Genomic DNA, 21,223 nt, shown 5'->3' on the forward strand with positions numbered 1-21,223 from the left:
CTTATTCCCACTCGATCGTCCCGGGCGGCTTCGAGGTGATGTCGTAGGTCACCCGGTTGATCCCCTTCACCTCGTTGATGATCCGGGTCGCGACCCGGCCGAGGAACGCCATGTCGAACGGGTAGAAATCGGCCGTCATGCCGTCGACCGAAGTCACGGCGCGCAGCGCGCAGACATGGTCGTAGGTGCGGCCGTCGCCCATCACACCGACCGTCTTGACCGGCAGGATCACCGCGAAGGCCTGCCAGATCGTGTCGTAGAGGCCCGCCTGCCGGATCTCGTCGAGGTAGATCGCGTCGGCCTTGCGCAGGGCCTCCAGCTTTTCGGTCGTGATCGGACCGGGGCAGCGGATCGCCAGCCCCGGGCCCGGGAACGGGTGGCGTCCGACGAAGGCCTCGGGCAGGCCGAGGTCCTTGCCGAGCACGCGGACCTCGTCCTTGAACAGCTCGCGCAGCGGCTCCACGAGCTTCATGTCCATGCGCTCGGGCAGGCCGCCGACGTTGTGGTGGCTCTTGATCGTCACCGAGGGGCCGCCAGTGAACGACACGCTCTCGATCACGTCCGGGTAGAGCGTGCCCTGCGCCAGGAACTTGGCGCCGCCGATCTTCTTCGATTCGGCCTCGAATACGTCGATGAACAGGCGGCCGATCGTCTTGCGCTTCACCTCCGGGTCGGAGACGCCTTCGAGCGCCGCCAAAAACATCCCGGATGCCTCCACGTGGACCAGCGGGATGTTGTAGTGATCGCGGAACAGGGCCACCACCTGCTCGGCCTCGCCCAGGCGCAGGAGGCCGTGGTCGACGAACACGCAGCTGAGCTGGTCGCCGATCGCCTCGTGGATCAGCACGGCGGCCACCGCGGAATCGACGCCGCCCGACAGGCCGCAGATCACCTTCTCCGAGCCGACCTGCGCGCGGATCCTGGCGATGGCCTCCTCCCGGTAGGCCCCCATGGTCCAGTCGCCCGAGCAGCCCGCGATGTCGCGCACGAAGTTGCGGATGAGCAGGGCGCCGTGGGGCGTGTGCGCCACCTCGGGATGGAACTGCACCGCGTAGTAGTTGCGCGCCTCGTCGGCCACGGCCGCGAAGGGGGCGTTCTTCGAGATCGCCACGGTGGTGAAGCCGTCCGGCAGCTTGGTGACGCGGTCGCCGTGGCTCATCCAGACCGGGTATCTCTCACCCGTGTGCCAGACGCCGTTGAACAGCGGGCAATCGGCCAGGATCTCGACCTCGGCCCGGCCGAACTCCGCGTGGTGCCCGCCCTCGACCGCGCCGCCGAGCTGGGCCGCCATGGTCTGCTGGCCGTAGCAGATGCCGAAGATCGGGACGCCCGAGTCGAACACCGATTGCGGCGCCCGGGGCGAGGCCTCGATGGTGACCGATTCGGGGCCGCCGGAGAGGATCACCCCCTTCGGCTTGTGCGCGCGAAACGCGGCCTCGGCCTTCGTGAAGGGCACGATCTCGCAGTAGACGCCCTCCTCCCGCACCCGGCGGGCGATGAGCTGCGTCACCTGAGAGCCGAAATCGACGATCAGGATCTTGTCGTGGTCGGTGTTCATCGCGGGCGATTATCCGAAGCGCGGGGCGCGCGCAACGCGCATCCCGGCCGCGGCCTGGGGATCGCCGCGCGCGGCGCGCCGGACGGCACGCCCGCTTGCGCCGGCCGATACCGGTCGATGCGATCGGCTGCGGCGTCTTCGCGAGCGGCGCGAAGCGATCCAGGGCAGCGCCGCGCTCGCGAAGATTGCGCTGGCCCGGACCGCTGCGCCGCGAGCGTCATGACGAGCGCGATAGCGCGGCTTCGCCGTGCTCGAACCGCCTGGGGCCGCCCCCCGCGACACGCGCACGATCCTCCCCACCCGCCAAACGGCGCCGGGGGCATGGCCCAAGAGACGACCACCAGGGACGCGGGACTCCGCGAGCAACCCAGGTGTCTGCCGAGTGACGCGCGGGATCCGATCCCCGCGGCAGGGGCCGAGGATGGTCCCCGGCCCCTGACGTCTGTCTCGTCGCGGTAGCTTTCGGTGCTCCCGATCCTGCGACATCCCGGAAGACGGTCTCGGACGAGGCACCGGGACCGAAACGCTCGGGCGGATCCCCGTCAGTCGAAGTTGCGCACCTTGGCCGAGCCGCCGAGGCTGATCGCGGGCTTCGCGGCCGCACCGGCGAGGCTGACCTTCTTCTGGCCGGGCGGGGTCTTGGCGCGGAGCTGCGGCGCAGCCTCCGGCGCCGGCCGGGTCGGCTTCAGGTGCGCCTGCCCGTGGATCACCGAGCCGATCTCGCCCGCGACCTTGACCAGATCGTCGCGCTCGCAGGACCGGGCGACCTTGAGGCCGAGCTTGTGCATGTGGCTCTTGCCGTAGAGGTAGGTGGCGAGCTGGGCGCGCTTCAGCGGCGGGATCTCCTCCAGGATCAGCGGCAGGTCGAACTCGTCAGCGCGGTACACGGAGCCCAGGACTTCGAGGCTCACCGGGCAATCGACTTCGGGCTCGGCGCCGCTGGTCGGATGCGCTTGCGTCATGGGTGCTTCTCGGAGGCTGGTGGATCGGGGTCGTCGGATGCAACGGCGCCGGGGTCGGTTTCAACCCCTATCCGGACCGTAAGGTCCGCCACCCTATCCGGCGCATGCATGGGTGGCGCGGCCGGCGCCGGCTCGACCGCCGGCGTCCAGGCACCGAGGCATCCGGTACAGACGGATTCGATGACCGCCCAAGCATGGGCTTGGCGGCGCGCCCACAGCGCCTCCCGGGCGACGCGTGCGGCCTCGGCGTCCGAGATGGGCCGGATGCGGAGGAACAGCGGCTCTTGGGCGGTCGCCGCCGAGGGCGTCAGGGCGAACGGGATCAAGACGGCCAGAATGCGGCAGTCGAGACCGCGCGATCGTCCCGGTACAGGCAGCGCAAATCTCGACACGCATCCCTCCCCAGCCGGACCGGGTTCGATCCGTCGCGCGGTCCGGTAAACCAAAGCTTAACATGGCGGCCCGACCGGCGGGGCGGCTGCGATCGCTGCGCGGCCGGACCATCGACCGGCGGCCTCGGCAGGAAACGGGCCGGACCGAACGCAGGATCAGCCCGAGTGTTGGATGGTCGATTCGTTCCTCGTCGCGATCACGATCCAGCGTCCGGCCGTCCCGGTTCGGAATCGGATGAAGCGCCGGGGCGCGCGCGATCCGGCCCCTACGCGGACGGGGCTGCCCGGCTGAGGGGCGTCGACGGTGCGGTCGCTTCGGCATCCTCCGATCCCTCCGCATTCCTGCGCTTGTCCTGAGCGTGCCCGAGCCAAAGGCTGTTCAGGAGCCAGGCGGCAGAGAGCGGGATCGCGGCCCCGGCGATCCCGGTGCTGCCCAGGCCCAGTCCCTCGATGCCGGTGAAGGACCACGCACCAACCTGGTCGCCCAGGCGATACACCACCGTGTCGATGAAGCTCTTGGCCTTGTAGCGGTCCTCCCGCGGGACGACCGTGAACAGCACCTCCCGGATCGGCCGGGCGATGGCGAAATTGCCAGCCCGGCGCAGGACCTGGAAGGCCACGATCACGCCGATCGTCGGCCAAATCGCCAGCGCCGCGAAGCCGAGGATGCTGAAGGCCGGCAGGATCGCGAGCGTCAGCGCGACGCCCAGCCGGTTGACGAGCCGGCCGGTGAGGAAGAGCTGAACCCCGAGCGTGAGCATGTTCACCGCGAGATCGACGCTGGCGAAGAAGGCGGTCTGCGCGCCGCGATCCGGGAAGCTGCGCTTGGCGATGCCGGCCTGCTCGAAATACAGGAAGGTCGAGGTCACCGAGAACAGCAGCAGGAACAGCGAGATGTTGAGCAGGTAGGGGGACGCGAAGGTCCGGGTCACGCCGGCCAGGACACTGCCGCCGATCGTCCGATCCGGATCGCCCGTCTGGGCGGTGCCGCTGCCCGGCACCTCGTGCAGCCGGGTCGACAGGGCCGCCAGACCGCGCATGCAGAAGACGGCGACTTCGAGGAGCACCACCGCGCAGAGCATCAGGCCCCAGGTCGGGACGTTCTTGGCCAGGATCGCCGTGGTCGCCGAGCCCGCGATGGCGCCGAGCGTCGCGCCGGCTGCGATGAAGCCGAACAGGCGCCGGCCCTGCGCATTGGAAAACACGTCGACGATCGTCGCCCAGAAGATCGAGACGACGAAGAGATTGAAGATCGACAGCCAGACGAAGAAGACCCGCCCGATCCAGATGGTCCAGTCCGCCGGTGCGAGATAGAGCGTCAGCGCGAAGACGAGGATGTTGGCCGCGAAGAACCGGTAGGTGATCGGCACGAACCGCGCCCGCGGCATCCGCTTCACCAGGTAGGCGAAGGGCAGGTTCAGGCTCAGCATGCCGAGCAGGGTCGCGGTGAACAGCCAGGGCAGGTTCTCGATGCCGCCGGCCACGCCCATCTGGTCGCGGATCGGGCGCAGGACGTAGTAGGCGGCCAGGATCGAGAAGATGTAGGCCCAGGCCCAGGCGAGCGCCCGGCCCTCGCCGGGCTGGATGTCGATCAGTCGCGCGAGCGGGCCGCGGGGCGGGACGGGATCAGGCATGGGGGTGCCCCGCCGGGACCATTCCGCCGCGTGGCCGGCGGCTCACTTGGCGAGTCCGAGCTTCTCCCGCAATTCCGGCGCGGTGACGTCGTGGCCGAAGCCCGGCGAGCCCATCGCGAACGTGTCGGCCGCCTTGAGCGGCCCGACCACCACCGGATCGAAGCCCGCGTCGCGGACGAGCCCCTCGGCAACCTTCAGGGCCTCCGGATCGTCCCCGGCGATCGGGATCGCCATGCGGCCGCCCGAGCGATCCTTGCCGCCATCGGCGCCCTCCTTGGCGAAGACCTTGTAGTTCGCCGCATTGAAGGCCCGCACCAGTTTCGCGCCCGGGAAATACTTGGCCGAGGTCGCGCCGATGCCGTTCGCCTGAACCTCGTCGTAGAGCGCGCCGTCCCGCTTCTGCGTGGCGTTGCCGGCGTCGAGCACGATCTTGCCCTTGAGGGCCGGGCCGATCTCCTTCGCGAGGTCCGGATAGGCCTTGTAGGGCACGGCGATGAAGACGGCATCGCCGAATTTGATCGCCTCCTCCGGGGTGCCGGCCTTGGCCTTGGGACCGAGTTCCGAGACCATGGAGGCCAGAGTCTCCGGGTGACGCGAGGCGAACATCACCTCATGGCCGTCCTTGACCCAGAGGCCCCCGATGGTGCCTCCAATATTGCCGGCGCCGATCACGCCGATCCGGATCTTTCCGGCTCCGTCCTGCGCGAGGGCCGGGATCGCAACCGACAGGGAGAGCGCGGTCGCCAAGGCGAGCGCCGCGCGGCGCGTGAAATTATCAGACCGCATCGATGAAGGTCTCCATCTGCTTGCGCTGCGCCGCATCCGGGAGCTTCCCGCGGGCGGCGCCGAGGTTGTCCTCGACATAGGCGGCCTTCGCCATGCCGGGAATCGGGCAGGTCACGGCCGGGTTGCCGAGCACGTACTTGAGGAAGAACTGCGGCCAGCTCGCGCAGCCGACATCCTTGGCCACGGACGGCAGTTCCTTGCCCTGCACCGCCTTGAACAGGCGGTCGCGGCCGAAGGGCACGTTGGTCATCACCGCCATGCCGCGGTCGGCCGCCAGCGGGATCACCCGCTCGGCGGCGGCCCGGTTGTCGATGGCGTAGTTCACTTGGATGAAGTCGAGGGTCTCGCGCTTCATCACGGCTTCGAGGGCCTCGAGCTGATTGTCGCGCCAGACCGTCACGCCGAGGTAGCGGATCCGCTTCGCGGCCTTCAGATCACGCAGAATCGCGAGGTTCTCGGCGACGTCGATCAGGTTGTGGACCGCCACGAGATCGAGCGTATCGACCCTCATCCGCTTCAGCGACCGCTCGAACTCCGCGCGGGTCTCGTCGCGGCCGGACGTATCGACCTTGCTGGCCAAGAAGACTTTCGACCGCAATCCGGTCTCCGCCAAGATGACGCCCAGCACGTCCTCGGCGGTGCCGTAGCTCGGGGCTGTGTCGATCACCGTTCCGCCGAGGGACACGAAGGTCTGCACCGCATCCCTGAGCGGTGCGATCTTGTCGGCGGTCGGTTCGACTTCGTAGCGGCGGGACGTGCCGATCCCGATCGCCGGCAGCATCTCGCCACTGGACGGAATCGCCCGGCGGATCAGCGGATCGGCCGCAAAGGCGACGCGAGACGCGAGCGGCGCCAGGGCTGCGGCGGCGATGACGGCGCGGCGGGATACGGGCATGACCGATCTCCGAGGAAGCCAGGACGCACGATCGACATAGGGCGCCGGCGGGCAAAAGTGTATTCGTTATTCTCACGGCTGCGCGAGCCCGGCTCCTCGAAGCGCGCGGCCGCTAATCCTCCTCGGGCGGATCCTCGAACTCGGCGCCCTCGGTATCGGGCGCGATCCGGAACCGGTATTCGTCGATGGCCAGGAAGGCGCGATGGGCTGTCTGCGGATCGATGCCGTCACGCACGACGAGGGTCTGGAAATCGATGAATAGGCGGGCGATGCGGGCCTCGTCGGACAATGCCGCCAGCGCGGACGAGCTGGCGCCGGCGCGCATCATGTAGCGCTTGGCCACCCCCTCCGCGTCGGGGGCGGGCAGCACGACCACCTGCCCGGCGGTTTCGGGTTTCAATGCGGCCCAGCGGACGGGCGTCCAGGCGATGATGGCCTCAATCTGCTTCATCGGGAACTCCGGCAGGGGATGTCTCCGCCTACCGGGGCTGCGGACGCGCGTCGAGGTGGCGGTTCCGGTCGATCAGTGCGCGTGCATCACCTGACCGCGGATCTCGCCCTTCGGGTTCGCCGCCGTGTGCAGGTTGAAATAGACGCGGCCGGCTTCGAGATCCGCGGCCTTGGTATCGTCGAGCGTCGCCTCGCCCGTGAAGGGGCTGGCCGAGGCGGTCACCGGCACCAGCACGCCGGCATTCTCCCCCGGCTTGGCCGGGCCGTGGAAATGGGCCGCCGTCACGGGGCCGGTGAGATTGCTGTAGCTGCCTTTCCAGCTCAGGCGCTTGGTGGCCGGATCGAACGTCGCGGTGACCTCGCCGGTCCCCTTGGATTGCGTGGCCGGTACCTCGCTGGCCGCGTCCAGGGCCGCCCGATAGGTGGCACCCTCCCCGGCGGCAATGGCGGCGGGCGTTCCCATCAGGGCAAGCAGAAGGGCAAGACGTGTGCAGGCGTGGCGTGTCATCGAACGCTCCGGGCAGGTCGGCGGCTGCGTGAGCCGAACCCGCACCATAGGGCCGCGCGCCGATCGGCACAGGGGCTGGCGGCGCGCCGCGTGCGCTGCTTCGTGACGGCGGCCCGTTTTGGTCTCACGCCCGCCCGACGATGCTGGCCTCTGCAAAGCCGCGCGATTTGCCCGCGCGAAGCCGTTGACACCGTGCGGCGGCTCTCCCTATACCGCCAGCGCCGACTGTCCGCAGGACGGTTTCGGCGTGGGGCGGGGTAGCTCAGTTGGTTAGAGCAGAGGAATCATAATCCTTGTGTCGGGGGTTCAAATCCCTCCCTCGCTACCAACGTATCTCATAGACCAGCCCCAGCGGATTCCGCGAAGTTCAGCTCATTCTGCGCCCGACGGGCATATGGATCGCGAACGGAACGGTTGATCGATGGATCTCAGTTCCCCCTGACATCGGCCTATCGATGCTGTCGGCCCTGGACGGGAAGCAGACGGGTTCCCGCCCGCTGCGCGAGCGACACACGCGCCAAGGGCATCGGGATCACCGCGACCGGCCCTGAGGCGTTCGGGGGTGCCATGCTCCGCGTGATCGAAGTCCAGCGCCGCATCTTCGGCGACGAGGGCAATCCTGGCGGTATTCGGCCCGCGAGAACGCGGGAATTGGCCATCGGAGAGATCTCCAGCATCACATCCGTCCGGCGACGCGCCCAGGTCGCCGCCACCGCGATCATCATCCGGGATGGTTCGAGTTCAACAGGGGTGGCACCGCGCGACCGAAGCGCCCTTGCGGCTATCGGGGCCCGCGATCACCAGATGGTCGATACGACGCCGTGATCGGCGTTCCCTGGGAGATCTACTCTCTCGGTGGAGCGCCCGACGGTTTCCGCTCGCGCACGACCTGTCGCGCCGTGGGCGCGAGAAGATTCTGACGATCCCGGGCCCGAGGTTTTCCACCCGAAACCTGACTCGCGGGAGTCCGGCAAACCGGCGGCGGAAACACCCTGACCGGTCGAACGCGACCTCTCTGCCGCCGAAGTGAATGTCGAACGATCGCCCGTCACGGCCGACCGGCCGCGGCCAAGCAGGCGCGATCGACGATCTCGATGGCACCTCGGCGAAGTTCGACGAGGCCCGACTCGGCCCATTGCGCCAGGATGCGGCTCACGACTTCGCGCACACTGCCGAGATCGTCAGCGAGCGTCTGATGGGTCACCGCTGCGATGCCCCGCGGATCGGCCTCGGCGAGAAGGCGTTGGGCGAGACGTTGCTTCAAGGGGGCGAACGCAACCGCGTCGATCAGCGTGAAGAGGCCCGTCATCAATCGCGTATAATCGTCCATGACGAAGCTGCGGAAGGCGGCGCTGTCGCCCATCAGGTGCTGGAACGTGCTCGCCGGCAGGGCCGCCAGCTCGGTCCGCTGCTCGGCCACGCTCCGTGCCGGGAACGTGCCGCCGGACAGGAGACACTGCGTGGTCAGCGCGCAGGTGCCGCCCGGGCCCACCTTGTAGATCAGGACCTCGCGCCCACCCTCCGACATGCGGAAGATGCGCGTCCGACCCTCCAGGCACATCAGGTAGTTGGCGCACGCCCCATTCAGTTCGTAGGCGATGGCCCCCGCGTCCAGAACCGGAAAATGAACGGTTCCCCGGGCGATCTGAAGATGAGCCGGATCGAGAGCTTGGAGGAGCGGAAACCGGTCGATCCAGCGCTCGACCTTCTGAGCGTCCGTCATGTCTCGCTTTGTCCTCCGGGCGCGATGACGGGCTGATCGTCCGGCTCGCGTTGCGTTTTTCTCCCGCCCCGCCGGACTTATGTGACCCGGGGTCACCGATCGCGTGAGGTGGCTCGACATAGCATCGCGGACCAGGGAACACGATACGGGCATCCGCCGCGTGCGGCGCCCCGGGGCGCGAACCGACGGGCCGCCTCGCCCTCATTGTGCTTTGCGTTGTCCTCACGGCCGGCCCCGCCATGGCCGAGCAGGATTTGCGGCTCGGGGCCGACATGTCCTCGCCCGCCATGACGAAGGCCGAGATGAGCCGCGCCGACGTCGAGGCGATGATCGCGGCCGCGAACGGCAGGCCCATCGACCTGCACGATGAGGCGCTGTCCGGCCTCGATCTCTCAGGGCTGAACCTCCGGGGTGCCAACCTGCGGACGGCCCGCCTGAACACCGCCAACCTGCGCGGTACGGACCTCGGCGGGGCGAATCTTGAACAGGCGTGGTTCCTGAAGGCCGACCTGTCCGGTGCGGATCTGACGGGTTCCGCCGTGGCGGGGGCGGATTTCAGGAACGTCGATGTCAGCGGCGTCCGGCCCATCGACCTCAAGGGTCAGGCCGAGGTCCGCAACTGGGCCGAGCGGATGAATGCCGACCGTCCCGTCACCCAGGCATCCAACTGAGCCGCTCAGTCCCGCGGACTTGTCGTCGCCAAGAACGCGATCCGCGACCACCCTGCCGCCGCATGCCGAGATGGACGATGCGAGGCGCGATGAAGCCGCTGCCGCATAGGGCGGGCCTGTCTGCTCGACCGATTGCCAGGGTGAACGACACAAGACAGGGACGCCTCGGAGCGGTTCTTTCACGCAAACCCCTCATCCTGAGACGCCGGAGCGCAGCGCAGGCCTCGCGGGAGTCCTCCAGAGGCCCGCTGCCGCGGGCACATCAGCGGTCTTGGGCGTCGCGCAGAACGACCTGGACCTGCCCGGCCGCGACGGCGAGATCAACCGCTCGCGCGACCGCGTCCGGTTCGGTCCGCGCCAGAGCGCCGCGTCTGTCGGCGGTGCGATGCTCGACCGCTTGCAGCAATGCGCGGGCCGGCTCGGCCTCAATGCAACGCAGCGTAGGTGCGAGATCGAGACATGCGCTCCGCAGGAGGCTGAACGCAAAGCGTGTCGCGGCGTCATCCGCGCTCGGTGCCAAGTTGGTCGTGGCGTGCTCCGTGATGAACACGCTCCCCATTGCGATGATCCCCGATCCGTTTCCGTAAGACTCACAGAACTTCAAATCTATAATCGGAAACAGCGACGTCTGCCTCACAAAAGCAGTCCATGATCCAGCCGATGACAGTCGGCCCCGGCGGTGGTGACTGCGAGCGCGGCGAGGCCGGTGTCGTGCGGGACGGAGCCGAGCGGTCCGGCCCTCGGCATGACGATGCCGCACGGCCGCATGCAATTTTTCTGACTTCGCGCCGAAGAGTTTTTCAGAAGCAACCGGGTGCGATAAGAGATTACCATGATGTCGGAGACAAGCGGCCTGTCGCGACGCCGCATTTATTGACGCGCTGCAATATAAAGACGGTCAAGAACTCGGTTCATCCGCGGCCCGGAGGCATCCGCCTCGGGCAGGATCGATGGGCAACGACGGGAAAAGGCGGTCCGTGACGCGCGCGGTCGTGCGGCCGGAAACCTGGGAGGATCACGGGCTCCATGAGGAAGAACAAGGTCATCTCGGCCCAGGAGGCGATCGCGCTGATCCGCGAGAACGACGTCCTCACCACCACGGGGTTCGTCCAGAGCTGCATTCCGGAATCGCTGCACGCGGCGCTGGAGAAGCGCTTCGTCGAGACCGGCTCGCCGCGGGGTTTGACCCTGATCATGACGGCGGGAGCGGGCGACAGCAAAGGTCTCGGCACCGGGCGCCTGCACCACGATGGCCTGCTGTCGCGGGTCATCGCGGCCAATTTCGGCCGCATGCCGAAAGTGGCGAAGGCCGCGCAGGACAATCTGATCCGCGGCTACAACATGCCGCAGGGGGTGATCTCGCAGCTCTACCGCGCCTGCGCGGCCGGCCAGCCCGGCCTGTTCTCGAAGGTGGGCCTCAAGACCTATGTCGACCCGCGCCACGGCGGCGCCAAGGTCAACGAATTGACCACCGAGGACATCGTCAAGCTGGTCGAGGTCGATGGCGAGGAGTGGCTGTTCTACACCGCCACCAAGATCGACGTGGCCTTCATCCGCGCCACCTCGGCGGACCCGTCCGGCAACCTCTCCTACGAGAAGGAGGCGCTCACCCTCGATTGCCTCGCCCAGGCCATGGCGGCGCGCAACAACGGCGGCATCGTCATCGCCCAGGTCGAGCGCATCGTCGATGACGGCTACCTGCTGCCCAAGGACGTGCGGGTGCCCGGCATTCTGGTCGACTGCGTGGTGGTGGCCGAGCCCGAGATGCACCGGATGAATTACGGCGTGATGCACGACGCGGCGCTCGCCGGGGAGATCCGCGTGCCGGTCACCGGCATCAAGCGGATGGCGCTGAACGAGCGCAAGATCATCGCCCGCCGCGCCGCCTTCGAGCTGCCGCCGAACGGCGTGGTGAATCTCGGCGTCGGCGCGCCGGAGGGCATCGCGTCGGTGGCCAACGAGGAGAAGATCACCCCCTACATCACCCTCACCACCGAGGCCGGGGCGGTGGGCGGCGTGCTGGCCTCCGGCTCGAGCTTCGGCGCGGCCACCAATGCCGACTGCATCATCGATCAGAACCAGATGTTCGACTTCTACGACGGCGGCGGCCTCGACATGACCTGCCTCGGCATGGCCGAGTGCGACGCCGCCGGCAACGTCAACACCTCGCGGTTCGGCGGCAAGCTGAACGGCTGCGGCGGCTTCATCAACATCTCGCAGAACGCCCGGACGGTCGTGTTCGCCGGCACCTTCACGGCCGGCGGGCTGGAGATCGCCGTCAATGACGGGCAGGTTCGGATCGTCAGCGAGGGCAAGGCGCGAAAGTTCGTCGCCAACGTCCAGCAGAACACCTTCTCGGGGCCCTACGCCGTCGAGCGCTCGCAGCCGGTCCTCTACGTCACCGAGCGTTGCGTCTTCCAATTGACGCCCGGGGGCCTGGAACTGATCGAGGTGGCACCGGGGATCGACATCGAGCGGGACATCCTCGCCCACATGGATTTCGCGCCCGTGGTGCGGAATCCCGTGCCGATGGATCCACGCATCTTCCGCGACGAGCCGATGGAGCTGATGTCGGATCTGCTCAACCTCGATCTGAAGTCCCGCGTCAGCTACGACGCCGAGCGCAATATTCTCTTCATCAACCTGGAGGGCTGGTACTGCCGGGTGAAGGGCGACATGGACGAGCTGCGCATGACCATCGTCGAGGCTTGCCGCCGGGCCGGCCAGCGGGTCAACGCCGTTATCAACCACGACGGCTTCCGGCTGAACGAGAACCTCGTCGACGATTACGCCGGGGTGCTCCAGTATCTCCAGGCGAATTACTACGCCACCACGACGCGCTACGCGACCAGCGCCTTCCTGCGCCTGAAGATGGAGGAGGCGCTGACGAAGCGCGGGGTCGCGCCCCACGTGTTCGAGCGCAAGGAGGAGGCCCAGGCGTTCCTGAGCAGCACCGAGGACAAGAAGGCGCGCAAGCGGATCTCCCCGGCCGTGGCGTCGGCGGCATGACGACGGCAGCGGATTTGCACGCTTCCGCCGCGGCGGCGTTCTGATACACGCGCCGGACCAACCCCGTCACGGGCATCGCCGGGAGCCGCGAAGCTGCGCCAGTCCGATCACCGCATCGCGCCGCGGCCTGAGCACGTCGCGGCCCTCGCGCATGCCGCGCTGATCGACGAGCTGGAGACCTTTCCGAAGCCCGGCCTCGTCAGCCCGGTCGATTCGGGCAGTCACGACGACATGGATGCCGACACCCTCCGTCGCAGCGCGGCGGCGCTCCGACCGTTCTTCGCGGAACTCGTCGAGGCTGGCGCGCACGGCGTCGCGATGGCGGACCTCCGCGCGATCGGGATCCGGGCCGAGGTCGCCATGATGAGCGCGACCGGCGGGATCAACGCGCATCGCGGTGCCATCTTCTCGCTGGGCCTGATCTGCGCGGCGGCGGGCGCGATCGGCGGGTCGGCCGTCCCCGCGGAGTCCTACGCGGAGGCGGTGGGACGGCGCTGGGGTGCGGAGATCGCGCGTGTGCCGGTCTCTCCCTTGAGCCACGGGGGCCGGGCGATCCGGCGTTACGGCGTCGGCGGTGCCAGCGCCCAGGCGGCGGCGGGCTTTCCCACGCTCCGCGCGGTCGGCTTGCCGGCCCTCCGCCTCGGGCGCGCGCAGGCGCCCGACGACCCGGAAGCCGCGCGCGTCGCGTGCTTCTTCGCCCTGCTCGCCGTAGTCGACGATACGAACCTCCTCCATCGCGGTGGCGCAGATGGGCTGACGGCGGCGCGGGCGCAGGCGGCGGCGTTCCGGGAGGCCGGCGGCATCACCGAGCCGGGCTGGCGTGACCGGGGCGCCGCGGTGCATCGCGCCTTCGTGGCCGCGCGGCTTAGCCCCGGCGGATGCGCCGATCTTCTTGCCGCGACCCTCCTGCTCGATGCGCTCGGCGCGACGCAGCATTGTTGAGACGGCGTGCCGCTTGCCGCTTCGGTCGCATTCCACCGGCGCCTGGCGATACCCAGATCGGTGTTCCCGCCCTCCCCACGCCGGCCTCCCCGTGACCGTCATCCGGATCGCGCTTCTGGCGCTCGCAGCCCTCTTCGTCGTCCCCGTCGCGATCTCTGCCACGCTGTACTGGCTGCGAGCCAGCGGAGATTGGCGGCTGGCCGACCGCTCCAGCGCGGGGCTGCTCCCGCCCGCCGAGACTGAGCCGCGGGCGATCGTGCGGATCTTCTCCGCGCGCACGGTGAGCTGGCGCGGGATCGTCGCGACGCACAGTTGGATCGTCATCAAGGGACAGGGCGCGCGCGCCTATCGGCGCTTCGACTATACCGCCTGGGGGCAGCCGATCTGGATCGACCGCTTCGTGCCGGATGGGCGGTGGTTCGGAAATCCACCCGAGACCGTCTTCGCGGCGGATGGCCCGACGGCCGAGGCCATGCTGCCCCGGATCCGAAAGGCCGTGGCCGAATACCGTTATGCCCGTCCCGGCGACTACGTGGTCTGGCCCGGGCCGAACTCCAACACCTTCGTAGCCGCCGTCATGGCGGCGGTGCCGGAGATCCGCGCCGGCCTGCCGACCACTGCGATCGGCAAGGATTTCCCCTACGATGGTCGCTGGCTCGGCTGGACGCCCTCCGGAACGGGCATCCGGGTCAATCTCGGCGGCTATGCCGGGTTGACGATCGGCTGGGTCGAGGGAATCGAGCTGAACCTGCTCGGCGGCGTTGCCGGGATCGACCTGCGGCGGCCTGGAATCAAGTTGCCGGCCCTGGGCCGCGTCGGCGTTTAGGCCGGCTTCGGTGCCGCCCGGTCGATCCTCGGGAGTGCCGGCAGCTTGAGCGCGGCGCTCGCGGCGGCCCATTGCTGCGCGAGGCCATCCGGCCTCCCGGATCGTGTCCGGGGGAGCTTCGCGCCACCCCCGGGCACGTCCGCGCCAGCCTGCGAGAGCTCGGCTCAGCCGCCGTTACGGGCGATGCGGGTGCGCCCGCCATCCGCCACCGCGGGCAGGGGATCCTGCGTGCCGGTGACCACGACGAGGCGCTGGACCTCGCCTCGGAGATAGGCCTGCAGGAACCGATCATAGTCGCGGAACGAGACGCAGCCGTTCGAATCGCCGCGCGGTCCCAGCATGAACGTGTGGGCCAGCAGTCCGACGCGACCGTAGACGGCCTCGCTGCCACCCACGGGCGTCAGGCGGATGGCCCGCACGCCGTGGAACAATTGCTCGCGCTCCGTCAGGTCGTAGGTGCCGGGCGGCGTAGGACCCCGCATCCGCACATTGACGAGACGCGGGTCGTCCAAACCCTCGCCGAGGCCCGAATGGGCTTCGAGACGCTCGCCGCTGGGCAGCGTCACGGTCCGGGTGGCGATGTTGTAGATGGCAACGCCGGTGGTCGGACTCAGCTCGCGCGACAGGGCGAGTGGCGGCGAGATCCGCCGCTGCGGTACGACCTCGACCGGCTTGCTCTCCAGTGCCGCATAGGCCAGCGCGGGGGCCTGCTCGATCCCGAACAGTTTTTCGAGGAACGAGCGCTCGTCCGACGGCGGTGCGGTCGGCTGGGCCGGAGGAGCGTCGCGCCGGGCCATGCGCCGCTCGGTCCGCCGGGCGAGCGCGGCCGCACCCGGGCCGCGGAATTCAGGCGGGCGTGGAACAGGAAGTGGCACGGTCATGGCTGTGCGCGGCGGCTCAGCGGTCCCGCCGTCGAGGGGCCGTTCCGGATTCGGAAGCGGGCTGACCGGCGCCAGCTCCATCCACCCCCAATGTGCCGGCAGTCCCTCCCCGGCCTCGCGGTTCGCGTCGGCGGATGCGATCCCGTTCGTGCTCGGCTCCGACGGCGACGTCTGGCTGACCGAGGCCTCGGCCGTCTCAGGCCCGCGGGCCGGTTGGTTCGCGGCGTCCGGCAGGACGCGCTGGCCCGGCGCCGCCCCATGCATCGCAGAGAGCGGAGCGCGATCCAGGCTGCCGGACGCGACGAGCGCCATGGCCAGAGCGCCGGTGAAAACCGTCAGCGGCGCGAGGCAGGACCGTCGCGACCGTCGGCTGTCGAGGCCGTCCTGCGGCACGGAGTCGATCACCATGCAGATGCCCATGCTCCTCGTCGGGCGGGAGCGGTCCGGTCGACGAACATGACGCCTCGGCGTCGGCGTTCGGCAGACCAGCTCCGCACGGTGCGAAACAGCGGGGCCGAACGGGCTTTTCTGCGGCGAGTCCATGGTCGATCTTGGATCGATCGGGACCATTTTCGGGCGCGAGGACAGCTTTCCCTCAAGTCTTTGGCAGATCGGCCCTGCCGCCGACATCTGTCTTCGCCGTTGTATCGATGGCGGAGGATTGCAGCACCGGCGCGCTTGCCGGCAACACGGCAGCGTCCCTAAGTGATCACCACCGAAGTAATTATCCCTTCGGCACCGGAGCATGCGTCGGGGGGAGGATCGAGATCCATGACCGGCTGGCAGACGGCCGGACATAGGTCCGGTCAGGGGGCTACAGCCGTGCCCGATCGCGATGCCCGCGGTACACGAGACAGGACAGGGATGCCCTGGTGTGGCTTATCCAACCCTCCCCTCATCCCGAGGTGCCGGAGCGGAGCGCAGGCCTCGAAGGAGCCTTCCAGGGATCGCGCGGCTGGCTGGAGCCCTCCTTCGAGGCCCGCTGACGCGGGCATCTCAGGATGAGGGGGGCGGGTGGGATCACCCGATGGCTCCAACCACAAGTCGCTGCCGGGGACCGTGCGCGTTGCCATCGCGCGCGGCTCTCAGCCTGTGTCGTAACATGCTCTCTCGCGCCGAACCGGTCGCCGCTTCGGCGAAGAGCGCTCTAGTCGTTGTCGATCTGGCGCCCGAGGAGCGCGATGGCCCGCTCGTAGACGGGCGCGGCGTTCCAGCCCTGGATCGCGGCGAAGTTCGGCTCGCCGGGCTGGTAGCCCGCGCCGGCGCGCCATCCATGCGCCTTGAGGAAGTTGGCGGTGGACGACAGGGCCGCGCCGACGTTGTTGAGGTCGCCGGTGCCGTAGGCGAGTACGTTCTTCGGCAGGAACTGCGTGTGGCCGACCTCCCCGTGTGCGGCCCCGCGGGTGCTCGGGGACAGCAGGCCGCGATCGACCAGCGTCAGAGCCGCGTAGAGCTGATCCGTGAAATACTCGGAGCGGCGGCAATCGTAGGCGAGCGTCGCCACCGCCGAGAGCGTGTTGACGTTGCCGCGCACCGCGCCGAACCCGGTCTCCATCCCCCAGATTGCCAGGAGCGGCCCGGGCGGAACCCCGTAGCGCTGCTCGATCGAATCGAACAAGGCTGCGTTCTGCCGCTTCAGCACCCGCCCCCGGGAGACGATCGCCGGACCGCCCCGCTTGGCCAGGAACTGGTCGAGCGACAGCTTGAAGCTGTGTTGACCGCGGTCGGCCGAGATCGTGGCGGTCGAGTAGGTCGTGTTCTGAAGGGCGGCCAGGCTCGCGGCGCTGGCCCGGCCCCGCGCCTCTTCGACGAATTCCCGCTTCCATGCCTCGAAGCCGGCAGCGGTGTTGCCGCATTGCGCGGCGCTCGCCTGCCCGGCGCTCAAGGCGAGCCCGGCGATTGCCGCCACCGCCAGGGTTTGACGCCGCATCATGTCGATCACCCGAAACACTCCTTCGGCGCTTCATCGCGCCTCAACCGCTTGGCGATACCTCGCGAGATCTCGGCGATATCACGGCGAGAAGATGTCGAAGACGCGAACTTCGAACTCCCGGCTTCACATCCTTGCGTATTCGCGTGAAGGCGTGCCCGATCGCGTTGCCGTCGGGCACGGGTTCAGACCTTTGCTGTGACGCGATCTCGGCCCAGCCGGCGTCCAGTTCGGCCGGGTGTACTCTGGTGACCGCTGCATGCGGCGGCCGTTCGCCTCGACGGCGCCGGGACGCCCGGTGGCGGCCGCGACCGGCGGACAGCCCCTCTGATGGCAAGATCATCGCGCGATGGTGAGCCTTCAAAGCAGCTTCCGGTTTCTGATGCGTGTTCGGGCAATTGATTTGCCGACGAATTGAACCCGATTTTAACGGTTCTTGCATCCGTCACAACGTTGTCAAACGACGGACATAGCTTTGCCGGCGGAAAAAGGCCTCCGGAGAAGTGGTGTGGGGTTTATGAAGAACTGGGCCGTTCGACGCCCGCCGCTGTTACACGCGTCCTGATCCGCATTCGACGGACCGCGATGGCAACGATTCTCACGGCGACCAACCGATCCTCGACCCGCGCTGCTGCGGTGCCGCCGCGCTCCCCCGGACCACGGTCCGCGCGATTGCGCGGGCGGGCCTGAACCGAGGCGAGCCCACGGCAACACCGGCCGCGGACGCTTCGACCGAGCGACCTCCAATCCAACAGCCTTCGACCTGGCAGACAGCGAGACCGAACACCCATGGCTATCGGAATGCACGGCACCGGCTCATCGCGCGGGCGCGCTCGGCCCCGATCTTGACCGCGATGGCGTCGCCAAGGCGTATGGGCGCTGGGCGCCGGTCTACGATCTGGTGTTCGGGCCGGTCTTCGCCCAGGGGCGGACCCTGGCGGCGGCCGCGGCTGAGCGGGTCGGCGGCCACATCCTCGAAGTCGGGGTCGGGACCGGGTTGTCCCTGCCGGCCTATCGCCGGGCGCGCAGCATCGTGGGCATCGATATCTCGGCGCCGATGCTTGAGAAGGCGCGCCAGCGCGTGGCGCGGCTCGGCCTGCGCAACGTCGAGCGCCTCGCCGTGATGGATGCCGAGCACCTCGACTTCCCGGACGCGTCCTTCGACGTGATCGTTGCGCAGTACGTGGTTACGGCGGTGCCGAACCCGGAGGCGGCGCTGGATGAGTTCGCGCGGGTGCTCCGCCCCGGCGGCGAGATCGTCATCACCACCCGCATCGGTGCCGAGGATGGCCTGCGCCGCGCCGTCGAGCACGCGCTGGCCCCGATCACGAGCCGCCTCGGCTGGCGGACCGAGTTCGCCTGGAACCGCTACACCGCCTGGGCAGCCGGGGCTCCGGTCGAGATTGTCGAGCGCCGGGCGCTGCCCCCGCTCGGGCATTTCTCCCTGGTCCGCCTGCGCAAGCACGACGCTTGAGATCCCGCGAAGTCTCTCCCACCCACCATCGTTCGACGAGGAAGCACACCATGGCGAGCTTTCTGGAAGCTCTGCGCGTCCAGCGCTGGGACGATCACCGGTACTACCACCACAATCGCGTCAACCAGAGCCTGCACGTGGTCAGCGCGATCAGCTTCCTGGTGGCCTATGCCCTGGCGTTCAAGGATCCGGCGACGGCCGCGCTCATCGGCTGGCTCATCGCGATGACCTCCCGGCAGGCCGGCCACCTGTTCTTCGAGCCGAAGGGCTACGACCACGTCAACGACGCCAGCCACGAGCTCAAGGAAGAGATCAAGGTCGGCTACAACCTGCAGCGCAAGATCGTGCTCCTGGCGATCTGGGCCCTGTCGCCGCTGCCGCTCTACTTCGATCCGAGCCTGTTCGGGCTGATCTCGCCGCACCAGACGACGGCGGACCTGATCCGCAACATCGGCTGGATCTGGCTTTGGCTGGCGCTGGCGGGGCTGCTGTTCCGGATGGTGCAGCTGTTCGTCCTGCGCGACGTGCAGACCGGGATCGTCTGGGTGACCAAGATCCTCACGGACCCGTTCCACGACATCAAGCTCTATCACAAGGCACCGCTCGCACTGTTGCACGGCGAGCTGGTGGAGGAGCACGAGCCGCACGAGCATGGCGCCTGAATCCGGGTCGGGCGCCGGGTGGAGACCCGCCCGGCGCTTCTGCCTGAGCCGTAAGTTCGGGCTTCCAGAGGGTTTAGCCCTTTGGCGGGGTATCGGGGCGGACCCCTGATGGGATCGGGTAATGCCCGAAAGCAGGGCTCTGCCCTGCCACCGCAAAAGGGCTCGCCCTTTTGAATCCCTGACATGCACAGATGATGTGCGTCGAGGGTGCTCTAGTCCGGCACGCGCAACCCGAACCGGGCGCCGAACTTGCCCAGGCGCACGGCGGCGACCTCCCGCAGGATCGCGCGGCGGATCGCCTTGTCGCTCGGCGCCGTCGCATCCCACCAGCCGTCGGCCCGCATGGCCTCGGCCGCTGCCACGAACCGCGCCGCCACCGCCTCGAAGGCCGCGTCGTCGTAGGCGAGGCTGAAGATCAGGCGGCCGGTTCCGACCCAGGACAGGGCCAGACCCTCCGCGCGCAGGTAGAATTGCAGCATCCAGTTGTAGCGCGACGGCCTGGTGTACAGGACTGTCCAGACCGTGGACATGGTGGCCACCCGCACCGGCAGGTCGGCCTCCGCCAGCAGGGCGTTGAGGCGGGCCGCGCGGCCGTCCCAGGTCGCGTCGAGATCGGCGTAGAGCGCGGCCACCTCCGGCGTGTCGAGCCGGTCGAGGAACGCGCTCATGGCGCCCATCACGTAGGGGTGGGCGTTGAAGGTCCCGCGGGCGAAGCAGATGTCGACCGGCCGGTCGTCCCGGTAGCGCCGCATCAGGTCGGCGCGTCCGCACAGGACGCCGACCGGCAGGCCGCCGCCCAGCGTCTTGCCGTAGGTGACCATGTCGGCGCGCAGGCCGAAATAGTCTTGTGCGCCGCCGCGGGCGAGGCGGAAGCCGAGGAACACCTCGTCGAGGATCAGCACGATGCCCCGCTCGGTACAGACCGCCCGCAGGTCGTGGAGCCACTTCGCGTAGGCGGCCCGGTCGAAGGCGGCCTTGCGGGCGCTATCGACCAGCGCGGAGTCGGATGGCGCCCCGGCATTGGGGTGCATCGCCTGGAGCGGATTGACCAGCACGCAGGCGACATCCCGGCGGGATGCGAGGACGCGCAGCGTCCGCTCCGACATGTCGGCCAGGGTGAGCGTGTCGCGGGTCGGGACCGGATTGCCGATGCCGGGCTGCACCTCGCCCCACCAGCCGTGATAGGCGCCGCAGAAGCGCACGATCCGGCGGCGGCCGGTGTGGTAACGGGCGAGGCGCACCGCCTGCATCACCGCCTCGGTGCCGGACATGTGGAACGAGACCTCATCGAGGCCGGACAGGGCCTTCAACCGCGCGACGTTGCCGGTGACCACCGGGTGCAGCGGGCCGAGCACCGGACCGAGGGCGGAGACGCGCGCCGCCCCCTCCTCCAGGCAGGCCCGGTAGAAGTCGACGCCGAACAGGTTCACTCCGTAGGAGCCGGCGAGGTCGTAGACGACGTTGCCGTCGAGATCCGTGAGGGTCACGCCCGCGGAGGCGGCCGCGAACGCGCCGGTCCCGAGATGCGCGCGGACGTGCTTAGCGTACTGGAACGGCACCCGGTAGAGGCCGGTGAACTGCAGGTCCGACAGGCCGTCGCGCACGGAATCGGTCTCGGCGCGGGTGCGCGCGTAGCGCGTCCGGAACAGCGCGGAGAGCCGGGCGAAGCCGTCCTCGCGCCGCAGCGCCACCGCCTCGTCGGGATTGTCGGAGCGGAAGAACGCGCGCTCGGAATAGGCGTAGTGCGGGATCAGCCCGGCGACGCGCCGGGCCATCCGGGCATGGCCGGTGAGCGAGGGATGTTTCGCCCGGGACAATTGCAGGCGCTGCGCGGCGCGCGGGAAAGCCAGGACCGCGGCGGCGGCGGTGGCGGACAGGGTGACGAGCAGCGGGGACATCGCCCCGCGCCGTATCGGAGGC

General features: G+C 68.9%; 20 protein-coding genes and 1 tRNA gene. 9 read left to right on the plus strand and 12 right to left on the minus strand.

Going from position 1 to position 21,223, the window contains the following annotated elements; genetic code table 11:
- Window position 1 precedes the first annotated feature (1 nt).
- Entirely contained in the window at window positions 2-1,558 is a 1,557-nt protein-coding gene (gene guaA / locus MKK75_RS32825) for a glutamine-hydrolyzing GMP synthase (RefSeq protein ID WP_244046658.1), read from the minus strand.
- Between guaA and MKK75_RS32830 the strand changes: the two genes are divergently transcribed.
- Window positions 1,551-1,781: a hypothetical protein gene (locus MKK75_RS32830; RefSeq protein ID WP_244046659.1), complete on the plus strand. Its 231-nt coding sequence runs from the start codon at window positions 1,551-1,553 to the stop codon at window positions 1,779-1,781. The two genes, guaA and MKK75_RS32830, sit on opposite strands and share 8 nt — an antisense overlap.
- A gap of 319 nt (window positions 1,782-2,100) precedes the next feature.
- Here the strand turns inward: MKK75_RS32830 and MKK75_RS32835 are convergent, their stop codons facing one another.
- The 6 genes from MKK75_RS32835 to MKK75_RS32860 form a co-directional block, all read right to left on the minus strand.
- The gene (locus MKK75_RS32835; protein WP_244046660.1) at window positions 2,101-2,520 is read right to left on the minus strand and encodes a hypothetical protein; all 420 of its coding nucleotides are present in this window, start codon (window positions 2,518-2,520) and stop codon (window positions 2,101-2,103) included.
- A 658-nt stretch (window positions 2,521-3,178) separates the two neighbouring features.
- Window positions 3,179-4,546 (minus strand): NTP/NDP exchange transporter, encoded by a 1,368-nt coding sequence (locus MKK75_RS32840; protein WP_244046661.1) that lies wholly within the window; start codon window positions 4,544-4,546, stop codon window positions 3,179-3,181.
- Between the two features lie 42 nt (window positions 4,547-4,588).
- Entirely contained in the window at window positions 4,589-5,332 is a 744-nt protein-coding gene (locus MKK75_RS32845) for an NADPH-dependent F420 reductase (RefSeq protein ID WP_244046662.1), read from the minus strand.
- Window positions 5,322-6,227, minus strand: coding sequence for an aldo/keto reductase (locus tag MKK75_RS32850; protein ID WP_244046663.1), 906 nt, complete (start codon window positions 6,225-6,227; stop codon window positions 5,322-5,324). The genes MKK75_RS32845 and MKK75_RS32850 overlap by 11 nt, the downstream gene beginning before the upstream one ends.
- A gap of 112 nt (window positions 6,228-6,339) precedes the next feature.
- Complete coding sequence (locus MKK75_RS32855; protein ID WP_244046664.1) at window positions 6,340-6,678, minus strand: hypothetical protein; 339 nt, start codon at window positions 6,676-6,678, stop codon at window positions 6,340-6,342.
- 72 nt (window positions 6,679-6,750) lie between these two features.
- Window positions 6,751-7,185, minus strand: a complete 435-nt coding sequence (locus tag MKK75_RS32860; protein ID WP_409567646.1) for a CHRD domain-containing protein — start codon at window positions 7,183-7,185, stop codon at window positions 6,751-6,753.
- Window positions 7,186-7,436: 251 nt separating this feature from the next.
- Between MKK75_RS32860 and MKK75_RS32865 the strand changes: the two genes are divergently transcribed.
- Window positions 7,437-7,513, plus strand: a tRNA-Met gene (locus tag MKK75_RS32865).
- Window positions 7,514-7,752: 239 nt separating this feature from the next.
- Window positions 7,753-8,010, plus strand: coding sequence for a hypothetical protein (locus tag MKK75_RS32870; protein ID WP_244046665.1), 258 nt, complete (start codon window positions 7,753-7,755; stop codon window positions 8,008-8,010).
- 223 nt (window positions 8,011-8,233) lie between these two features.
- On the opposite strand, the gene MKK75_RS32875 is transcribed toward MKK75_RS32870, so the two are convergent.
- The gene (locus MKK75_RS32875) at window positions 8,234-8,908 is read right to left on the minus strand and encodes a Crp/Fnr family transcriptional regulator (protein WP_244046666.1); all 675 of its coding nucleotides are present in this window, start codon (window positions 8,906-8,908) and stop codon (window positions 8,234-8,236) included.
- A gap of 239 nt (window positions 8,909-9,147) precedes the next feature.
- Here MKK75_RS32875 and MKK75_RS32880 point away from each other — a divergent pair, with 239 nt between their 5' ends.
- Window positions 9,148-9,579: a pentapeptide repeat-containing protein gene (locus MKK75_RS32880; protein ID WP_244046667.1), complete on the plus strand. Its 432-nt coding sequence runs from the start codon at window positions 9,148-9,150 to the stop codon at window positions 9,577-9,579.
- Window positions 9,580-9,841: 262 nt separating this feature from the next.
- Here the strand turns inward: MKK75_RS32880 and MKK75_RS32885 are convergent, their stop codons facing one another.
- A complete protein-coding gene (locus MKK75_RS32885; RefSeq protein WP_244046668.1) occupies window positions 9,842-10,216 on the minus strand; it encodes a hypothetical protein in 375 nt (124 codons plus the stop codon).
- Window positions 10,217-10,605: 389 nt separating this feature from the next.
- Here MKK75_RS32885 and MKK75_RS32890 point away from each other — a divergent pair, with 389 nt between their 5' ends.
- From MKK75_RS32890 to MKK75_RS32900, 3 genes are all read left to right on the plus strand, one after another.
- On the plus strand, window positions 10,606-12,588 hold the full coding sequence (locus MKK75_RS32890) for an acyl CoA:acetate/3-ketoacid CoA transferase (protein WP_244046669.1): 1,983 nt from the start codon (window positions 10,606-10,608) through the stop codon (window positions 12,586-12,588).
- Between the two features lie 114 nt (window positions 12,589-12,702).
- Window positions 12,703-13,530 carry a triphosphoribosyl-dephospho-CoA synthase MdcB gene (gene mdcB / locus MKK75_RS32895; protein WP_313901915.1) on the plus strand — a complete coding sequence of 276 codons (828 nt, stop codon included), beginning with the start codon at window positions 12,703-12,705 and terminating at the stop codon, window positions 13,528-13,530.
- 91 nt (window positions 13,531-13,621) lie between these two features.
- Window positions 13,622-14,356: a DUF3750 domain-containing protein gene (locus tag MKK75_RS32900; RefSeq protein WP_244046670.1), complete on the plus strand. Its 735-nt coding sequence runs from the start codon at window positions 13,622-13,624 to the stop codon at window positions 14,354-14,356.
- A 164-nt stretch (window positions 14,357-14,520) separates the two neighbouring features.
- Here MKK75_RS32900 and MKK75_RS32905 read toward each other — a convergent pair whose 3' ends face one another.
- Complete coding sequence (locus MKK75_RS32905; protein ID WP_244046671.1) at window positions 14,521-15,645, minus strand: DUF2778 domain-containing protein; 1,125 nt, start codon at window positions 15,643-15,645, stop codon at window positions 14,521-14,523.
- A gap of 739 nt (window positions 15,646-16,384) precedes the next feature.
- Window positions 16,385-17,170 (minus strand): lytic transglycosylase domain-containing protein, encoded by a 786-nt coding sequence (locus MKK75_RS32910; protein WP_244046672.1) that lies wholly within the window; start codon window positions 17,168-17,170, stop codon window positions 16,385-16,387.
- An 898-nt stretch (window positions 17,171-18,068) separates the two neighbouring features.
- On the opposite strand from MKK75_RS32910, the gene MKK75_RS32915 reads away from it, so the two are divergent.
- Both MKK75_RS32915 and MKK75_RS32920 read left to right on the plus strand, forming a co-directional pair.
- A complete protein-coding gene (locus MKK75_RS32915) occupies window positions 18,069-18,641 on the plus strand; it encodes a class I SAM-dependent methyltransferase (protein ID WP_244046673.1) in 573 nt (190 codons plus the stop codon).
- Between the two features lie 50 nt (window positions 18,642-18,691).
- Entirely contained in the window at window positions 18,692-19,303 is a 612-nt protein-coding gene (locus tag MKK75_RS32920) for a hypothetical protein (RefSeq protein ID WP_244046674.1), read from the plus strand.
- 212 nt (window positions 19,304-19,515) lie between these two features.
- Here MKK75_RS32920 and MKK75_RS32925 read toward each other — a convergent pair whose 3' ends face one another.
- Entirely contained in the window at window positions 19,516-21,201 is a 1,686-nt protein-coding gene (locus tag MKK75_RS32925; protein WP_244046675.1) for an aminotransferase class III-fold pyridoxal phosphate-dependent enzyme, read from the minus strand.
- Window positions 21,202-21,223 lie beyond the last annotated feature (22 nt).

Source organism: Methylobacterium sp. J-030, from assembly GCF_022829545.1.
GTDB lineage: Bacteria > Pseudomonadota > Alphaproteobacteria > Rhizobiales > Beijerinckiaceae > Methylobacterium.